Origin of the sequence: Nocardioides sp. YR527, assembly GCF_900101045.1 — a bacterium.
In the GTDB taxonomy this organism is placed as follows: domain Bacteria; phylum Actinomycetota; class Actinomycetes; order Propionibacteriales; family Nocardioidaceae; genus Nocardioides.
Window position 1 is genome coordinate 685395 of the sequence record NZ_FNFN01000001.1, and the last position, 17866, is coordinate 703260.

Here is a 17866-nt window from a genome sequence, read left to right on the forward strand (position 1 = left end):
GACAAATCGGGGGTCACCTCCGTGTCATTCGCTCGTCGTCTCGGAGGCCGCACCGGCGCGTATTCCGCCCTCTGACCAGGGACGTTTTAGAGTTGCCGCATGCGCGCGTGGATCGATGGTCAGCTTCTCGACAACCCGGCCGCCCCGGCGGTCTCCATCAAGGACCACGGTCTGGTGGTCGGCGACGGCGTCTTCGAGACGCTCAAGGTGATCGAGGACCAGCCGTTCGCGCTCGCCCTCCACCTCGACCGCCTGGAGCGGTCGGCAACCGGCCTCGGTCTGCCCGCCCTCGACCGCGGGCTCGTCACCAAGGGCGTCGAGGCCGTGCTGGGCGCGGCCCCGACGGCGTACGGGCGTCTTCGGATCACCGTCACGGGCGGACCGGCGCCGTTCGGGTCCGGCCGCGTGGAGGTCGCGCCGACGATCATCATCGGCCTCGAGGACGCGGCCCCCAACCCGGCCGAGACGAAGGTCGTCAGCGTGCCGTGGCGCCGCAACGAGCACGGCGCGACCACCGGCCTGAAGACGACGTCGTACGCCGAGAACGTCATCGGTCTCGCCGAGGCCCGCAAGCACGGGGCCAGCGAGGCGATCTTCGCCAACACCGTGGGCGACCTGTGCGAGGGCACCGGCAGCAACGTCTTCTACGTGCTCGACGGCACGCTCAAGACCCCGACGCTCTCCAGCGGCCCGCTGGCCGGGATCACCCGTGCCCTGGTGCTGGAGTGGTTCGGCGCGGAGGAGACCGACGAGCCGCTGGCCGAGGTCGAGGAGTACGCCACGGAGGTCTTCCTGACCTCCAGCCTGCGTGATGTTCAGGCGGTGACCGAGTGGGGCACGCGCACGCTCCCGCACGGCCCGGTCACCCGGGCGGCGCAGGAGGCGTGGCGTACGAACGAGCCGAGCCTGCTCGGCCTCTAGACCTCCGAAGGCACCCCGCTCAGCTCGATCTCCATGAGCACCCGCCGCCCCTCCTGATCCAGGCCGAGCTGCCGTTCGGTCTCGACGAGCCGATGTTCGTACGGCTCGGTCGGCTCGGTCTCGACGAACCCGAGATGGCGGTACAACGGCGCGTTCCAGGGCACGTCGGCGTAGGTCATGAGCGTCATCCTGCGTGCCCCGGTGGCCGCGGCTCGCCCCATCGCCGCCTCCACCAGGGCTCGCCCGTGCCCGCACCCCTGGAACACCGGATCGACCGCCAGCTGCTCCAGGTGCATGTGTCCGTCGAGCTCGAGAACGTGCGCGAAGCCGACCACGTCTGCGCCGTGCACCGCCACCAGCAGGAACCCCGGCTCGATGGCACGTACCGCTCCTTCCGTCGGTGGTGGCCAGCCCGGGTCGTGCCCGAAGTGGTCGACGAACATCGCGTCCCCGGCCGCCTCGATCCTGCTCAGCAACGGAAGGTCGTCCGGCTCGGCCACCCGGGTCGTGTTCATGGTCATGGGACGCTAGCAGCGTCTCGACGACGCTTCGTACGCCTTTTCGAGCGCGTACAACGCCGGCCGACGAGAAGCGTCAGCCCGTGAAGAGCTGTGCCGCACGGCGCAGCGTCTCGATGACGCCGTAGGCCAGCGGGATCCCGACCAGGGCCCAGGCACCTGCGATCCTGGCTTTCATGCTGCGCTCCTCTCGGTCTCGGTGGAGTCGGCGGACGTCGGTTCGTGGAACCGGTCGGGGACCTGGTGGACCAGGAGGTTGGCGATGAAGCCGACCGCGAGGACGCCGACCATGGTCAGCAGCGCCGGCTGGTAGGCGGCCGCGGTGAGCGTGCCTGGTTCACCCTGCGCGTCGAGGAAGGCGTTGATGATGAGCGGTCCAGCGATGCCGGCGGCCGACCAGGCGGTCAGCAGCCGGCCATGGATGGCGCCGACCTGGAAGGTGCCGAAGAGGTCGCGCAGGTAGGCGGGGACGGTCGCGAAGCCGCCTCCGTAGAAGGACAGGATCACGACGGCGAGCAGCACGAACAGCGCCATCGAGGTGTCCCCGACGGTCGCCAGCAGGAGATAGAGCACCAGTCCGACCCCGAGATACATCATGTAGATCGGCTTGCGGCCGATGACATCGGAGGTCGAGGACCAGATGAACCGGCCGCTCATGTTGGCGATCGAGAGCAGACCGACGAAGCCGCCGGCCGCGACCGCGCTGACCGTGGAGACTCCGTCGGTGCGGAAGAAGTCCTGGATCATCGGGGCCGCCTGCTCGAGGATGCCGATGCCTGCGGTGACGTTGCAGAAGAGGACGATCCACACCAGCCAGAACGACCGGGTCCTGATCGCGTTGTTGGCCGAGACGCTGGCCGTGGTGACGAGCTTCTTCTGCATCACGCTGGCCGGATCCCAGCCCGCCGGCGTCCAGCCCTCCGGTGGAACGCGGACGGTGGCCGCACCGAAGGACATGAAGACCAGATAGACCACGCCGAGGGTCACGAAGAGCATCATCACCGCGTGGCCGTCGGGCACGGTGCTGGCGTCACCGGTGTAGGACGGGTCGTAGAGCTCCAGCAGCCGACCGCTCAGCGGGCTGGCGATCATCGCGCCGCCGCCGAAGCCCATGATCGCCATGCCGGTGGCCAGACCCGGCCGGTCCGGGAACCATTTGATGAGCGTGGAGACGGGGGAGATGTAGCCGATCCCGAGTCCGATGCCGCCGATGACGCCGTAGCCGAGGTAGACCAGCCACAGCTGGCCGGTGCCGATGCCGAGCGCGCCGATGAAGAAGCCGGACGACCAGAAGATCGCGGCCGCGGTCATCGCGGCCCTCGGTCCGTTGCGGTCGACCCAGGTGCCCATCACCGCGGCCGAGAGGCCGAGCATCACGATCGCGATCGAGAAGATCACCCCGATCGCGGTCTGGCTGGTGTCGAAGTGCTCGACCAGGGCGGTCTTGTAGACGCTGGTGGCGTACACCTGGCCGATGCAGAGATGGACGGCGAGGGCGGCGGGCGGGATGAGCCAGCGACTGTAGCCGGGACCGGCCACCGTTCGCTCGCGAGAAAGGAAAGCTGGCAGCACTGTGACCTCCGAGGGGTGCATGCGGGTGACGCACATCACTACCACAGTTGACGTGGAAACGGCGAGGGATCGCTTCCGGCCAGCAAAAGCACGAACCCTCCCGTCCCGGGAATCCGGGACGGGAGGGTTCGCAGACGAATGAGCAGGCGGACGGAGTGCCTACTCTGCGTCGAAGGACGAGCCCAGCAGGTCCGCGATCAACCCGTCGAGATCCATGTGCTGGCTCTCGGAGCCGACCGGAACGGCCGAGAAGGACTTGCCGAGGAACATCTGCACCTCGCGCGAGTCGGCGGTCGCGATCAGGCGGCCGTCGGGGGAGCTGAAGTCGAAGACCGCGACGGCCTTGGCGTCCTCGTCGATGCTGGGGTAGATCTTCACGTCACCCTCGCCGGCGGGGGCGGCCAGGCCCTGCAGCATCAGCGTGCGGGACACGACCCACTCGACGTCACCGGTGCTGGAGTGGAAGGTCAGGCTCACTGCGTACGGGTCGTTCTCGCGGTAGCCGAGGGTCGTCGGCACCTCCACGGTCCGGCCCCACGGGTCGAGGCAGGAGATCTTGATGTCTTGCTGCACTGCCGGGTGCTTGATGTCGCTCATTCGTCCGCTCCTTGTTCGTGGTCTTGCCAAGGAGACGGAGCGGTACGCGGAGTCTGATGCTGTTTCTACAAACTTTCTGAACGAAGTTGTGGAGACCCCGATCACACCCGCGCGAGCGCGGCTTCCAGGCGGGCGACGGGGGAAGCGAGGTTGTAGGTCGCGGCCAGCTCGTGCAGGCGTGCCGGGTCGGCCGGAGCGCCAGGCAGAGCGGTGCCGCTGCGGTCCAGCGGGAGGTCCCGGGCGACCGCCACGACCTTCGGTGCGACCGCCAGATACGGGGCCGCGTCGATGAACTTCTGCCGTTGCGCCTTGGTGATCGGGGTGCTCGGGTCGGCGACCGCGGCGATGATCCCCTCCAGGTCTCCGAACTGCTCGAGGAGCTTGGCGGCGGTCTTCTCGCCGACGCCCTTCACCCCCGGCAGCCCGTCGGAGGTGTCGCCACGCATCGTTGCGAAGTCGGCGTACTGCGCGGCGCTGATCCCGTACTTGGCGAGCACCCACTTCTCGTCGACCAGATCCGGGTCGCTCACGCCCCGGGTCGGGTAGAGGATGCGTACGCCGGCAGCGTCGTCGACCAGCTGGAACAGGTCGCGGTCGCCGGTGACGACGTCGACCGGCATCCCCGCGCGGGTCGCGAGGGTGCCGATCACGTCGTCGGCCTCGTAGCCGTCGGCTCCGATGACACGGATCCCGGCCGCGGCCAGCACCTCGCGGATGATCGGCACCTGTACCTGCAGCGGGTCCGGGACCTCCTCGACGTCGGGAGCGGTCTCGACCTCCTCCACCACCCGGTGCGCCTTGTAGGAGGGGATCAGGTCGACGCGCCACTGCGGTCGCCAGTCGTTGTCCCAGCAGCACACCAGGTCGGTGGGGGAGTAGTCGTTGACGAGCCGGGTGATGAACTCCAGCAGGCCGCGCACGGCGTTGACCGGAGTGCCGTCCTCGGCTCGGATGTCGGGCACGCCGAAGAAGGCGCGGAAGTAGAGCGAGGCGGTGTCCAGCAGGAGCATTCGAGGTTCGGCCACGAGTGAAGCCTAGTGAATCGCCCTCGTCGTGTCGGTCGGGTCGGACGAAAGTCGCTGGGCGAGCCAGATCGGCGCGACCGAGACGACGATCATGACGACCGCGACCACGTTGACGATCGGCGCCTGACCGGGCCGGAACAGGTTGGTCAGGATCCAGACCGGCAGCGTGGTGACACCCGGGCCGGCGGCGAAGGTCGTCACGATGATCTCGTCGAAGCTGAGCGCGAACGCCAGCAGCCCGCCGGCCAGCAGCGCCGAGCGCAGCTGGGGGAGCGTGATCAGCCGGAAGGTGGTCCACATCCTCGCGCCCAGGTCGGCGGAGGCCTCCTCGAGGTTGCCGCCCATCCGCCGCAACCGCGCCTGCACGTTGTTGAAGACGGTCACGATGCAGAACGTCGCGTGGGCCACCACGAGCGTGAAGAACCCCAGACGTACGCCGAGGATCGAGGAGAACGCGTTGGACAGCGCGATCCCGGTGACGATGCCGGGCAGGGCGATCGGGAGCACGACCAGCAGGTTGACCGTCTCCTTCCCGAAGAAGGCGTAGCGCTGCATCGCCAGGCCGAGCAGGGTGCCGAGGGCGAGAGCCATCACGGTCGCGCACGCGGCCACGGTCAGCGAGGTGAGGATCGCGTCGTGGGCTCCCGGGTTGACCGCCGCGCGCTGCCACCACTGGGTGGTGAAGCCGCTGGGCGGCCAGGTCAGCGCCTGGGAGGTGTTGAACGAGTTCACCACGACCAGGGCAAGTGGTGCGTAGAGCATGGCGAGCACCAGAGCGGTGATCACGGCCAGCAGGCGCCGGGTCGATCTCGAGATGGTCATAGGTTCTCCAGAGCTCCGGTACGGCGGACCAGCGCCAGGTAGATCATGATCACGAAGATCGGGATCAGTGCGATCGCGGCGGCCAGCGGCAGGTTGGACCCCGAGTTGATGTAGACGAGGTTGCCGAGCATCTGGTTCGCGCCGCCGACGATGTTGACCGTGATGTAGTCGCCCATGGTCAGCGAGAACGCGAAGATCGAGCCCGCGACCAGGCCCGGGACCACGAGCGGCAGCACCACCGTGCGGAACGTCAGCGCCGGCCGGGCGCCGAGGTCGCCGGCGGCGTCGAGCAGCGAGTCCGGGACACGTTCGTAGGCCGCGTAGACCGGCAGGATGACGTACGGAAGCCAGATGTACGCCTGGGTGAGCACGATCGCGGTGAGCCCGAATCCCGGTGTGCCGAGACCGAACAGGCCGCCGGCCCAGTCCAGCAGCCCGCCGTTGGACAGCAGCGAGCGCCAGGCGAGCGCCTTGACGAGGTAGGACGCCCACAGCGGCATCAGGAACGCGATCACCAGCAGATGGCGAGAGCGCCGCGAGGCGACCTTGGCCATGTAGAAGCCGACCGGGAGCGCGATCAGGCAGTCGATGAGCGTCACCAGGAGAGCCACCCCGATGGTGCGCAGGGTGACGGTCCGGTAGAGCGCCTGACCGGTGATCTCGCGGATGTTGTCGAGGGTGAAGGTGCGCTCGAGCTCGTTGGTGAAGGAGTCGATCGTCCAGAAGGCCGTCACCAGCAACGCGGCGAGGGCGACGACGTAGACGAGCACCAGCCAGGTGAGGGGTGCGGCCAGCAGGAGGCCGAGGCGGATCCCCGGCCTCCTGCTGAGCGTGCTGCTGACAGAGCTCAAGGTCACCCCTTGATCTCTGCCCAGGCCTTGGTCCAGTCCTGGTAGTCGGTGCACTTCACGTCGGTCCGGCCGTCCAGGCACTTCTCGATCGGCGTGTTCCAGAACCAGATCTGCTCGGCGTACTCCTCATCGCCGGCGTGGTAGGTCTCGCAGTGACCCTCGGAGGCGAACTCGCAGGCCTTGTCCGAGTTGGGGGCCTCACCGAAGTACTCCGTCGCCTGGGCGTTGATCTCCGGGTCGGCGATGTGGTTGAGCCAGGCGTAGGCGCAGTTGGGCGACTTCGCGTTCGAGGAGATCATCCAGGTGTCGTTCCACCCGGTCGCGCCCTCGGACGGGAGGATCGCCTCGACCTTGGCCTTCTTCGGGTCGATCAGGTTGGCGATCACCTGCCAGGTGGTGCCGACCACGGTGTCGCCGGTCTCGAAGGAGGCCTGCGTCTTGGTGTAGTCGGACCAGTACTCACCGACCGAGGCCCGCTGCGACTTGAGCAGGTCGACGGCCGCGGCGAGCTGCTTCTCGTCGAGGGAGTAGGGGTTCTCGATGCCCAGGTCGGGCTGGTGCGCCATCAGGTAGACCGCGGCGTCGGCGATGTAGATCGGCGAGTCGTACGCGGTGACCTGGCCCTTGTGCTGGGGCCCGTCCTCGAAGACCGCCTTCCACGAGGTCGGGGCCGGGGTGACGTCCTCGGTGTTGTACATCAGCAGGTTGGCGCCGTAGCCGTGCGGGATGCCGTAGTTCTTGCCGTCCACGGTGTTCCACTCGCGGTCCTTGAGGAAGTCGTAGATGCCCTCGTAGTTCGGGATCAGGTCGGTGTTGACCTCGGCCGCCTCGCCCGCCGCGACCATGCGCAGGGTGAGGTCGCCGGAGGCGGCCACGACGTCGTACTCGCCCGACTTGGTCAGGTTGAAGGCCTCGTCGGAGGTGCCGTAGACCTTCGAGGTGACCTGACAGCCGGTCTCCTCCTCGAAGCTGGAGACCCAGTCGACCTCGGGGTCGGTCGAGCCGTCCTCGACGTAGCCGGGCCAGGCCAGGATCGAGACCTCGCCCTCGTTCTCGCCGAGCTCCTCGACCGCTCCGGTCGAGGAGTCGCCGTCGTCACCGCCGCAGGCGCTGAGCGTGATCAGGGACAGGGCCGCGAGAGCGCCGCCGATGGTGCGCCTGGCGGCGCTTGTGGTTGGGATGTTTCGCATGGTCAACCTCTCTGGTTTCGTTGGCTCATCGGTGTTGCACGGCACGGGACGAATCGGTGCCCAGGGGGACCAGGTCGCCCGGCGACCAGGAGGCGACCACGCGGTCGCCCCGAGACTCCGGTTCGGCGGCATCGGGGTGCAGCGAGCCACGGCTCTGCTCGAGGGCGACCAGCCTGGTGCCGTCCTCGAGCTCGATGTGGACCCGATGCCCGGTGCCGATGTAGATGGACTCGGTGATCACCCCGGCGGCGGTCATCGCGCCGACCGGGGCGCCCGCGGCCTCCTTCGACAGCAGGATCTTCTCGGGCCGCAGCGCGAACGCGCCGTCCATCTTCAGCATTCGCTTCGACGCCTGCTCGTCGAAGACGTTCGAGGTGCCGACGAAGTCGGCGACGTATTGCGAGGTGGGCCGCTCGTAGATCTCCTTCGGCGTGCCCAGCTGCACGATCTGGCCGCTGTCGAAGACCGCGATCCGGTCGCTGAGGGTGAGCGCCTCCTCCTGGTCGTGGGTGACGAAGACGAAGGTGATCCCCAGCTCGCGCTGGATCTGCTTGAGCTCGACCTGCATCTGCTCGCGGAGCTTGAGGTCGAGCGCGCCGAGCGGCTCGTCGAGGAGGAGCACCCGAGGACGTACGACGATGGCGCGGGCGAGCGCCACCCGCTGCCGCTGCCCACCGGAGAGCTCGGTCGGCTTCCGGTTCGCGACGTGCCCCAGGCGCACCATCTCCAGGGCCTCGCGTGCCCGGGAGCTGCGCTCGGCCTTCGGAACGCCACGCACGCGCAGGCCGTACGCCACGTTCTCGAGCACGTTGAAGTGCGGGAAGAGGGCGTAGTCCTGGAAGACGGTGGTGACATCGCGGTCGAAGGGCGCCAGGGCGGTGACGTCCTCGCTGCCGAGGCGGATGGTGCCGGAGTCGGCGTGCTCGAATCCGGCGATCAGGCGCAGCACCGTCGTCTTCCCGGAGCCGGACGGTCCGAGCATCGAGAAGAACTCACCATCGCCGATGGTCAGGTCGAGGGCGTCGACAGCCATCACGTCGCCGTAGGCCTTGGTCACGGCTTCGAGCTGGATCTGCGGAGATTCGGTCGGTCCCATTGTTGAATCATATGGAACCAGATCTTAGATTTTAAAGGGTATCTCCGTAAGTTCTTTGTAAACCCACTCGAAGGAGGAGCCCGATCGTGGCCAACGCCCGTGCGACGACCTCGCGCGCCCGGTCGGCGATCTTCGCGCCGATCGGCGACGAAGGCAGAGCCGTACGTGTCGAGAACCGTCTGGCGGAGGCGATCCGCTCGGGCGTGCTCGCCGACGGTGACCGGCTCCCGAGCGAGCTCGAGCTCGCCCAGATGCTGGGCGTGGCGACGGTGACCGCCCGGGAGGCCCTGGTCTCCCTGCGGGCACAGGGCCTGGTGGTGACGACCCGTGGACGTGGGGGTGGCTCCTTCGTGCGCGCTCCCGATCCCGGCGACGTCGTGAAGGGGCGGCTGGCGACCATGTCGCGCGTGGAGCTGCGCGACCGGGCCAGTCTCTATCAGGTGGTGCTGACCGGCTGTGCCGAGCTCGCGGCCGAACGAGCGGCCCCCGACGAGGTCGAGGACCTCCAGGACCTGCTGATCCCGCTTGATGGGGACGACGTCGGCCGGTGGCGCGACGCCGAGAGCGAGCTCTATCTCTCCGTGGCGGCGCTGACCCAGTCGGCGCGGCTCACCCGGGAGGTGGTGCGACAGGAGGCCGACTTCGGTACGTTGCTGCGAGTGCCGCTGAGCGAGTCGGACTTCCGTCACGCCTCCGCTGCGCGGCACCGGGCGCTCGTCGCCGCGCTGGAGGGGGGAGATGTCGCCGCGGCGCGGGGGAGCGTACGCGACCACGTGACCCACGCCGTTGAACGTCTGACCGAGATCCATGAGGTGGTACGACCATGAACATCGATGTGTCGGCCGCCTGTGCTGCCCGGATCGAGCAGCACTTCGGTTCCATCCTCGCCGAGCTCGAGCGGGTGCGCGCCGAGGTCGGTGCCCTCTTCGCCGCGGGACCGGTAACCTCGGACGCGCTGATCGCGCAGGTCGAGACGGGGACGCTGGCCTTTCTCCAGGACCCGAACCTCCTGGGCGGCGGGTTCGTCGTCGCACCGGACGCGCTCGCCGACCGGCGGCTCTATCTGGCCTGGTGGCAGGGCCCGGGCCGGGACTTTCTCGGCGAGGCCGAGGTGCCGGCGACGGGGGAGGCCATCGACTACACGCGTCAGCCGTGGTTCCGGGTGCCGGAGCGCACCGGCGAGCTCTACGTCGCCGGCCCCTACGTCGACTTCATCTGCGCCGACGAGTACGTCCTGACGACCACGCTGCCGGTCTACGCGGGCGGCCGGATGGTCGGCGTCGCGGGCGCCGACAGCTCGGTCGAGACCCTGGAGACGATGTTGCTGCCCGGCCTGCGCGAGGTCGGCGCGACGTTGGTCAACTCGCACGGCCGGGTCGTCGTCTCCGCCGACCCGCACCTGGCCACCGGCGAGGCACTGAACGACGTCCCCGCCGAGGCCCGTGCCGGGCGGCTGCTGTCGGTGGTCCGGCGCTCCGCGGACGGTCCTGGCGAGCAGATGACACTCGCCGGCTGGCCCTCCTGAGGCTCTCCCGTCCCGACGGCGTGGCCGGAAATCTTTCGACGTCAACTAGTTTCGTGGACGTTGCGGCGGAGATATTGCTGTTGTGGGTACGCTGTCGCCGTGACTGCACCTGAGATCGAGGCCACGGACCGTAAAATCCTCCAGCTTCTTGCGGAGGACGGCCGGATGTCCTACACAGACCTGGGCAAGGCGACCGGCCTGTCGACCTCCGCGGTGCACCAGCGCGTCAAGCGGCTCGAGCAGCGTGGCCTCATCACCGGCTACGGCGCCACCGTCAACTACGCGGCGATCGGCGTGCCGCTGACCGCGTTCGTCGCGGTGCAGCCGATGGACCCCTCACAGCCCGACGACTGCCCCGAGCGCGTCGCCGACCTCAACGAGGTCGAGGCCTGCTGGTCGATCGCAGGCGTCGAGTCCTACATGCTCAAGGTGCGCGTCGCCACGCCCGAGGCGCTCGAGGAGCTGCTCGGCCGGATCCGCTCGGTCGCCAACGTGTCCACGCGCACCACGATCGCGATGTACACCTACTACGAGCACCGCCCGACCATGACGCACTGAGACCCGGCGACCAGCGCCGGGTCCCAGTCGCTCGGGGTCACTCCCCGTGCGTACGCCACCACTCCTGGCCCGACTCGGGCAGGGTGTGGATCGGGTCGTAGTACTCGTAGGTCCTGGTCAGCGCCTCGGAGTCCGACGCCTCGATCGAGGTGCGGTAGTTCTTGGTCCAGTAGGAGATGCCGCGCTCGGTGTCGTAGTCGGCGATCTGGTGGACCCAGCGCTTGCCGACGAAAGGTACGTCGCAGACGATGCGCGGAGTGGCGAACCCGGGCAGATAACCCATGATGTCGTGCTGCATCCGCTGGGCCTCGGCGACCGAGACCCGCCAGTGCTCGCTGAACGGGATCATGTCGCACATGTAGAAGTAGTAGGGCATGATCTGCGCGCCGTCGAGCAGGCGGAAGCTCAGGTCGAGCAGGCTGTGGCTGTCGGCGTTGACGCCGGCGAGCAGCACTCCCTGGTTGCGTACGTCGCGCACGCCGGCCGCCAGCAGCGCCTTGGACGCCTCGGCGACCAGGGGAGTGACCGAGTTGGCGTGGTTGGCGTGGGTGTGGATCGCCAGGGAGACACCGCGCTCGCGGGCGATGGTCGTCACCCGGTTCATCCCCTCCAGGAGCGGCTCCTGGAGCCAGTGCTGGGGGAGACCGATCAGGCCCTTGGTTGCCAGCCGGATGTCGCGGATGTTGTCGATCGCCATCAGCTTGGTGAGGAAGTCCTCCAGCCGCGGCCAGGGCAGGTTGGCGACGTCGCCGCCGGAGACCACCACGTCGCGCACCTGCGGGGTGTTGCGAAGGTATTCGAGCATCGCCTCGTGGCGGTCGACCGGCTTGCCGGTGAGCTTGAGCTTGTCGATGACCGGGGTCGAGTTCCCGACCAGGTCCATCCGGGTGCAGTGGCCGCAGTACTGCGGGCAGGTGGAGAGCAGCTCGGCGAGCACCTTGGTCGGGTAACGGTGGGTCAGCCCCTCGGCGACCCACATGTCGTGCTCGTGCAGCGAGTCGCGGCTCGCCTGCGGGTGTGAGGGCCAGTCGGTGCGGCGGTCGGAGAAGACCGGGATCATATAGTGACGGATCGGGTCGGCGTAGAAAGCGGCGGTGAACTCCTCGCCCGCCGAGGCGCCGGAGGGGACCATCGTGTTGACCATCTGGGGCGGCACCAGCATCGACATCGTCGCCCGCTCCGCCATGTCGCGCTCGAGGTCGGCGTAGAAACGCTCGTCGAGAAGATCGCCCATCAGGGCGCGCATCTGGCGGACGTTCTTGATGCAGTTGACCCGCTGCCACTGCACGTCGCGCCACTGCTCCTCGGTCACGTCGGCCCACCCCGGGAACCGGGTCCAGTCGGGCTCGACCAGCTCGACGCGCTGGTAGGCGTAGGGCTGTCCGTCTCGGGTCGTGGGCTCGATGGTTGCCGTCATGTTCTCCACCATAGCGGGAGATCCTCCGGTGGTTGCAAGCCTAGGCCGCAATTCTTCCATCAGCCGCTGGTAGGGTCCGGCGTGAGATGCACGCAAGGAGGCGTACGACGATGACCACTTCTGACCCGACAGGCCTGCACCGGGTGCTCGACGAGCCGGTGAACGGCTCGTTGCCGCTGCCCCAGGCAGCCCGCAGACTCGAGACACGAAAGACGTTGTGGCCCGACGAGGTGCGGATCCGGGTGGAGCGGCTGAACCTGGACGCCGCCTCGTTCCGGCAGCTGGAGTCCGCACACGACGGCGACGGAGTGGCCGTACGCCGCGAGGTTCTCGACATCGTCGCCGATCGCGGCAAGATGCAGAACCCGGTGACCGGGTCGGGCGGCATGCTCGTCGGTGTCGTCGAGGAGGTCGGCGCCGAGTCGCCTCTGGGGCTGAAGGTCGGGGACAAGGTCGCGACGCTGGTGTCGCTGACCCTGACGCCGTTGGTGATCGAGGACGGCCTCGCGCGTTGGACCGGCGAGGACGAGCAGGTGCCGTGCGACGGCTACGCCATCCTGTTCGGCCGCTCGATCGCCGCGGTTCTTCCCGACGACCTCGCTCCCGAGCTCGCGCTGTCGGTGATGGACGTGTGCGGCGCACCGGCGCTGACCCGGCGGGTCGTCGCCGAGCGCTACACCGGTGGAGTGGTCGCCGTGATCGGTGGCGGCGGCAAGTCCGGCTCGCTCTCGCTGGCCGCGGCCCGCGACGCGGGTGCCGGCCACCTGATCGGCATCGTCCCGACAGAGGCCGAGGCGTCGCGACTTCGTGAGGCGGACCTCGCCGACGAGGTCGTGGTGGCCGACGCCCGCAACCCGGTGGCGCTGCGTGACGCGGTCGCCAAGGCCGGCGGCCCCGCCGACGTCACCGTGGTGTGCGTGGACGTGCCAGGCTGCGAGGGCGGCGCCATTCTGGCCACCGCCGACCGGGGCACGGTCGTCTTCTTCTCGATGGCGACCTCCTTCTCCGCCGCCGCGCTCGGCGCCGAGGGTCTGGCCGCCGACGTCACGATGCTCGTCGGCAACGGGTACGTCCCCGGGCATGCCGCGTACGCCCTGGATCTTCTCCGGGCGAACCCGGGCGTCCGGACGCTCTTCGAGGGCAGACTGGCGCCGTGACCCGCATCCTGCTGCGCAACGGTGTGATCCACACCGGCCTGGCCACGGGCGGACCGGCCTCGGCGATGGCCGTCGAGGACGGGCGCATCGTCTGGACCGGCACCGACCCCACTGTGTTCATGAGAGCTGGTTTCGCGAGTCCCGACGAGGTGGTCGACCTCGACGGGCGGCTGATCACGCCGGCCTTCGTCGACAGCCATGTCCACGTTGTCGAGACCGGTGAGCAGATCCTCGGCCTCGACCTCGTCGGCGCGCCCAGCCGGGATGCGGTGCTCGAGAAGCTCGCCACCTACGTCACGGGCCTGACCCCCGACGCCCTGGTCATCGCCCAGGGCTGGGACGAGTCGCTCTGGCCCGACCCGACCCTGCCGACCGCAGCCGAGCTCGACCGCGCCTCGGGCGGGCGCAAGGTCTATCTCAACCGCATCGACGGCCACTCCGCTGTGGTGTCCAGTGCACTGATGACCGAGGTGCCCGGGATCACCGGGCTCGTGGGCTGGACGCCGGACGGACGAGTGGAGCGGGAGGCGTTGCGTGCGCTGCTGCCGCTGCTGACCGACCTCACACCCGCCGGCGACGCCGAGCGTGGTGCTCGTGCGGCGTTGCAGAGCATGGCCGCCCTGGGCATCGGTGCCTTCCACGACAACGCGGGGCCCGACATCGGCCCCGAGTCGGACCTGACGGCCGTCCAGTCCGAAGCCGCGGCGATCGGCCTGCACGGCACCTACTACTGGGGCGCCCACCTCGGCTTCGACGACCTGGACCGACTCGACGACCTCTCCGGCCTCGCCGGCGACCTCAGCGCGGACGGCTCGATCGGGTCCCGAAGCGCGGCCATGACCAGCGACTACGCCGACCTGGCCGGCCACCGTGGCCACGCCTACCTCGCCCCGGAGCAGATGGCCGAGCACATCATCGGCTGCACCCGGCGCGGCGTACAGGCCGGCTTCCACTGCATCGGCGACCAGGCGATCGACAACATCGCCCGGGCGTTCCGGCTCGCCGCCCGAACGCTCGGCCGCGAGGTGGTGAGAGCCCGTCGCCACCGGCTCGAGCACTGCGAGCTGCCCTCGCCGGCCGCGATCGAGACCTTCGCCGACCTGGGCGTGATCGCGAGCGTGCAGCCGATGTTCGACGGTCTGTGGGGCGGCCCCGACCGGATGTACGCCGCCCGGCTGGGGGAGCGCTGGCAGGAGATGAACCCGTTCCGGACCCTGCTCGACGCCGGCGTACGCCTCGCCTTCGGCTCCGACTCGCCGGTCACGCCGCTGGACCCGTGGGCCGCCGTCCACGCGGCCGTTCACCACCGCACGCCCGGCCAGGGCATCACCCCGGCCGAGGCGTTCGCGGCCCACACCGCCGGCGGCTGGTACGCGGCCGGCATCGACGACACCGGCACGCTCGCCGTCGGCCAGCGGGCGACGTACGCCGTGTGGGACCGCACCGCGTTCCCCGACCTGACCGCACCCGACGTCGCCGACGTCACCACTGCCTGCCTGCAGACCGTCGTCGACGGCAGGACCGTATTCGAGAAGGACCGATCCGAGAAGGAGGGTGTCCGGTGAGACTGGATCTGGACCCACGCACGATCGCCCAGGCCCGCGCGCTGGCCGCGAAGGTCGGCGACCCGATCGTCGAGATGGCCACCAAGCACACCACCGTCGCCGTCGAGCGGGCCACGCTACGGCTGGCCGGGCTCGCCGGTGCCGACCCGGACGGCACCCCGTGGGTCAACCGCCTGGTCGACGCGGTGCGCGCCGACATCGGGCTGGAACACGGGGTCGCGCTGCCGGTCTGGCAGGCGCTGGCCAGCTATGGCAACGACCTCTCGCGCCTCGCCGAGGAGGCCGCCGCCGGCCAGGTGACGTTCCGCCTGCCCGAGGGCGCCGAGGCCGAGCTGGCCGCGAAGCACGCCCGAGAGGCGGTCGGGGTCGGCATCGCCCGGCTCGACGCCAGCCGGGTGGCGCGCGAGCGGATGATCGCCGAGATCGGCGACGCGCCCCGCAAGCCGTGGATCTACCTGATCGTGGCCACCGGCGACATCTACGAGGACATCCCGCAGGCGCAGGCGGCCGCGCGCGAGGGCGCCGACATCATCGCGGTCATCCGCTCAACCGGCCAGTCGCTCCTCGACTACGTGCCCGAGGGCGCCACCCGAGAGGGGTTCGCCGGGACGTACGCGACTCAGGAGAACTTCCGGCTGATGCGCGCGGCCCTCGACGAGACCAGCCGTGAGCTCGGCCGCTACGTCCGGCTCACCAACTACGCGAGCGGGCTGTGCATGCCCGAGATCGCGGCGCTGGCGGGCATGGAGCGTCTCGACATGATGCTCAACGACTCGATGTACGGGATCCTGTTCCGCGACATCAACCCGGTGCGTACGTTCGTCGACCAACGGCTCTCGCGCCAGATCCACGCGCGGGCGGGGATCATCATCAACACCGGCGAGGACAACTACCTCACCACCGCTGACGCGGTGGAGGCGGCGCACACCGTCACCACGAGCCAGCTGCTCAACGAGTACTTCGCCAAGGAGGCCGGCCTCGAGGACTGGCAGCTGGGTCTGGGCCACGCCTTCGAGATCAACCCCGACGTGCCGGACTCGTTCCGCCTCGAGCTCGCCCACGCGCTGCTGGCGAAGACGATCTTCCCCGACGCCCCGCTGAAGTGGATGCCCCCGACCCGGCACATGACCGGCGACATCTTCAAGGGCTACCTGCTCGACGGGTTCTTCAACCTGGCGGGCGCGATGACCGACCAGGGCATCCTGCTGGTCGGGATGATGACCGAGGCGGTCGTGACCCCCTGGCTCTCCGACCGCGACCTGGCCCTGCAGAACGTCCGGTACGTGATGGATGCGGCCGGGCGCCTCGGCGAGGACTTCCACCCGGCTCCCGACGGGTTCATCGCCAACCGGGCCCGCGAGGTCCTGGGGGAGTCGATCGACCTGCTCGGGAAGATCATCGACGAGCCCAACGGGCTGCTCGACGCGATCGCGGACGGCACCTTCGGCCTGATGAAGCGCCCCGCCGACGCCGGCAAGGGCCTCGAGGGCGTGGCCGAGAAGTCCTCGGCCTACTACAACCCGGCTAGCGACATCCTGGAGGGAAAGTGAGCATCATCAGGCCGTACGGCGACACCACGGGCGACGGGATGGTGCAGGTCTCCTTCACGCTGCCGATCAAGCACAGCAAGGTCGCCGACGGCGCCGCGCTGCAGCTGGCCAACAAGATGGGCATGGAGCCGGCGATGGTCGTCCACTCCAAGCCGATGGGCGACGACTTCACCTTCTTCGTCGTCTACGGACAGGTGAACCACCTCGTCGACACCGACAAGGTGCAGGTCGTCGAGCGTGACTTCCCGCTGCTGACGCCGAAGGAGGCCAACGCGGTGATCAAGGAGACGCTGCGGCGTCCGATGGTCGTCGTCGGCGCCTGCATCGGCACCGACGCCCACACGGTCGGGATCGACGCGATCCTCAACATCAAGGGCTTCGCGGGGGAGAAGGGCCTGGAGTACTACAAGGAGATCGAGGTCGTGAACCTCGGCGCCCAGGTCTCGGTGCCCTCCCTTGTCGAGGCCGCCGTCACCCGAGGTGCCGACGCCGTTCTCGTCTCCCAGGTCGTCACCCAGCGCGACGCGCACCTGCTCAACACCCGGGAGATGTCGGCGGCGTTCCGCGAGGCCTATCCGGCGGGGGAGCGGCCGCTCCTGGTCGCCGGTGGTCCACGATTCGACGAGTCGATGACCACCGAGCTCGGCGTCGACCGCATCTTCGGCCGCGGCACCACCCCCGCCGAGGTCGCCTCCTACCTCGTCCACCGCACCACCTCGAAGGAGCCCGCCGCATGACGTCACCGGAGATCGGTACGAAGGTCGTCCACCGCCGCTACGTCCCCTACTCGCACGCCCACTACGCCGGGAACCTGGTCGACGGGGCCTACAGCCTCGGTCTCTTCGGCGACGTCGCGACCGAGATGTGCATCCTCACCGACGGTGACGAAGGTCTGTTCGCCTCCTACGACGACGTGCAGTTCAAGGCACCCGTGCGTGCCGGCGACGTCCTGGAGATCACCTGCGAGCTGATCAAGGCCGGGACCCGGTCGCGGGTGATGGCGTTTGCGGTGCACGTCGTGGCCCGAGGAGCCGCGACCGAGGCTCGTCCAGGGGCTGCTGAGGTACTGGGGGAGCCGCTGCTCGCGACCTCCGCGCGAGGTACTGTCGTCGTTCCCTGAGTGCCGTAACGAGTACGTGAAGACGACACGCCGAGGATCCTCGCGAATTCTTCACTTTCTCGCGCCCGACAGGCTGTGGCTGACCTGCGAAAACATCTGTTTCCGCAGGTCAGGGCCGTGTTGACTTCCGCAGAGTCATCGGGTGATGGTGGCAGCGTTCGCCCATGCAGAGTTGCGGCCGGCGGACCGGCGCTCGACGAATCGGGTCGGGGGGTGTCGAGCCAGGCATGCCTTCGACACGTTTTCGTGGGCGCGGTCAACGGCCGCGAGGGCAACGCGGGAGGGCCGAGGCGCCCTTAGACAACGATCGTCCCCTTGCCTCCAGCAGGGATCGGAACGGCCCGAAGATCGTCTTGGTGCTCCCGCGACTCTGCTGATTGGC

Annotated in this window: 18 protein-coding genes; 9 read left to right on the top strand and 9 right to left on the bottom strand. The window is 69.0% G+C overall.

What is annotated here, in order from left to right:
- The first annotated feature begins 99 nt into the window (after window positions 1–99).
- Window positions 100–921, top strand: coding sequence for an aminotransferase class IV (locus BLT25_RS03275; RefSeq protein ID WP_091041824.1), 822 nt, complete (start codon window positions 100–102; stop codon window positions 919–921).
- On the opposite strand, the gene BLT25_RS03280 is transcribed toward BLT25_RS03275, so the two are convergent.
- From BLT25_RS03280 to BLT25_RS03315, 8 genes are all read right to left on the bottom strand, one after another.
- A complete protein-coding gene (locus BLT25_RS03280; RefSeq protein ID WP_256328425.1) occupies window positions 918–1442 on the bottom strand; it encodes a GNAT family N-acetyltransferase in 525 nt (174 codons plus the stop codon). The genes BLT25_RS03275 and BLT25_RS03280 overlap by 4 nt on opposite strands.
- Window positions 1443–1613: 171 nt before the next feature.
- The gene (locus BLT25_RS03285) at window positions 1614–2978 is read right to left on the bottom strand and encodes an OFA family MFS transporter (protein WP_256328426.1); all 1365 of its coding nucleotides are present in this window, start codon (window positions 2976–2978) and stop codon (window positions 1614–1616) included.
- A 192-nt stretch (window positions 2979–3170) separates the two neighbouring features.
- Window positions 3171–3608 carry an SsgA family sporulation/cell division regulator gene (locus BLT25_RS03290; protein ID WP_091041827.1) on the bottom strand — a complete coding sequence of 146 codons (438 nt, stop codon included), beginning with the start codon at window positions 3606–3608 and terminating at the stop codon, window positions 3171–3173.
- Between the two features lie 101 nt (window positions 3609–3709).
- Window positions 3710–4618, bottom strand: a complete 909-nt coding sequence (locus BLT25_RS03295) for a 5'-3' exonuclease (protein ID WP_091041828.1) — start codon at window positions 4616–4618, stop codon at window positions 3710–3712.
- 24 nt (window positions 4619–4642) lie between these two features.
- Window positions 4643–5455, bottom strand: a complete 813-nt coding sequence (locus BLT25_RS03300; protein WP_091041831.1) for an ABC transporter permease — start codon at window positions 5453–5455, stop codon at window positions 4643–4645.
- Window positions 5452–6312 carry an ABC transporter permease gene (locus BLT25_RS03305; protein ID WP_091041834.1) on the bottom strand — a complete coding sequence of 287 codons (861 nt, stop codon included), beginning with the start codon at window positions 6310–6312 and terminating at the stop codon, window positions 5452–5454. Before BLT25_RS03305 ends, BLT25_RS03300 begins: the two co-directional genes overlap by 4 nt.
- The gene (locus tag BLT25_RS03310) at window positions 6309–7496 is read right to left on the bottom strand and encodes an extracellular solute-binding protein (RefSeq protein ID WP_091041836.1); all 1188 of its coding nucleotides are present in this window, start codon (window positions 7494–7496) and stop codon (window positions 6309–6311) included. Before BLT25_RS03310 ends, BLT25_RS03305 begins: the two co-directional genes overlap by 4 nt.
- Window positions 7497–7521: 25 nt before the next feature.
- On the bottom strand, window positions 7522–8592 hold the full coding sequence (locus BLT25_RS03315; protein ID WP_091041838.1) for an ABC transporter ATP-binding protein: 1071 nt from the start codon (window positions 8590–8592) through the stop codon (window positions 7522–7524).
- A gap of 86 nt (window positions 8593–8678) precedes the next feature.
- Here BLT25_RS03315 and BLT25_RS03320 point away from each other — a divergent pair, with 86 nt between their 5' ends.
- From BLT25_RS03320 to BLT25_RS03330, 3 genes are all read left to right on the top strand, one after another.
- Window positions 8679–9419: a FadR/GntR family transcriptional regulator gene (locus BLT25_RS03320; RefSeq protein ID WP_091041840.1), complete on the top strand. Its 741-nt coding sequence runs from the start codon at window positions 8679–8681 to the stop codon at window positions 9417–9419.
- A complete protein-coding gene (locus BLT25_RS03325; RefSeq protein WP_091041842.1) occupies window positions 9416–10117 on the top strand; it encodes a cache domain-containing protein in 702 nt (233 codons plus the stop codon). The genes BLT25_RS03320 and BLT25_RS03325 overlap by 4 nt, the downstream gene beginning before the upstream one ends.
- Before the next feature lie 114 nt (window positions 10118–10231).
- Entirely contained in the window at window positions 10232–10675 is a 444-nt protein-coding gene (locus BLT25_RS03330) for an Lrp/AsnC family transcriptional regulator (RefSeq protein WP_091042468.1), read from the top strand.
- 37 nt (window positions 10676–10712) lie between these two features.
- Here BLT25_RS03330 and BLT25_RS03335 read toward each other — a convergent pair whose 3' ends face one another.
- Complete coding sequence (locus tag BLT25_RS03335) at window positions 10713–12092, bottom strand: KamA family radical SAM protein (protein ID WP_256328428.1); 1380 nt, start codon at window positions 12090–12092, stop codon at window positions 10713–10715.
- Window positions 12093–12202: 110 nt separating this feature from the next.
- Between BLT25_RS03335 and BLT25_RS03340 the strand changes: the two genes are divergently transcribed.
- Genes BLT25_RS03340 through BLT25_RS03360 form a run of 5 tightly spaced genes read left to right on the top strand, consistent with a single transcriptional unit; the run spans window position 12203 to window position 17484 of the window.
- Window positions 12203–13249, top strand: a complete 1047-nt coding sequence (locus BLT25_RS03340; protein ID WP_091041846.1) for an L-erythro-3,5-diaminohexanoate dehydrogenase — start codon at window positions 12203–12205, stop codon at window positions 13247–13249.
- Window positions 13246–14814: an amidohydrolase gene (locus BLT25_RS03345; protein WP_256328429.1), complete on the top strand. Its 1569-nt coding sequence runs from the start codon at window positions 13246–13248 to the stop codon at window positions 14812–14814. The genes BLT25_RS03340 and BLT25_RS03345 overlap by 4 nt, the downstream gene beginning before the upstream one ends.
- Complete coding sequence (locus tag BLT25_RS03350) at window positions 14811–16364, top strand: lysine 5,6-aminomutase subunit alpha (protein WP_091041849.1); 1554 nt, start codon at window positions 14811–14813, stop codon at window positions 16362–16364. The genes BLT25_RS03345 and BLT25_RS03350 overlap by 4 nt, the downstream gene beginning before the upstream one ends.
- Window positions 16361–17101: a lysine 5,6-aminomutase subunit beta gene (locus BLT25_RS03355; protein WP_091041852.1), complete on the top strand. Its 741-nt coding sequence runs from the start codon at window positions 16361–16363 to the stop codon at window positions 17099–17101. The genes BLT25_RS03350 and BLT25_RS03355 overlap by 4 nt, the downstream gene beginning before the upstream one ends.
- Entirely contained in the window at window positions 17098–17484 is a 387-nt protein-coding gene (locus BLT25_RS03360) for a 3-aminobutyryl-CoA ammonia lyase (protein ID WP_091041854.1), read from the top strand. The genes BLT25_RS03355 and BLT25_RS03360 overlap by 4 nt, the downstream gene beginning before the upstream one ends.
- The last annotated feature ends 382 nt before the right edge of the window (window positions 17485–17866 follow it).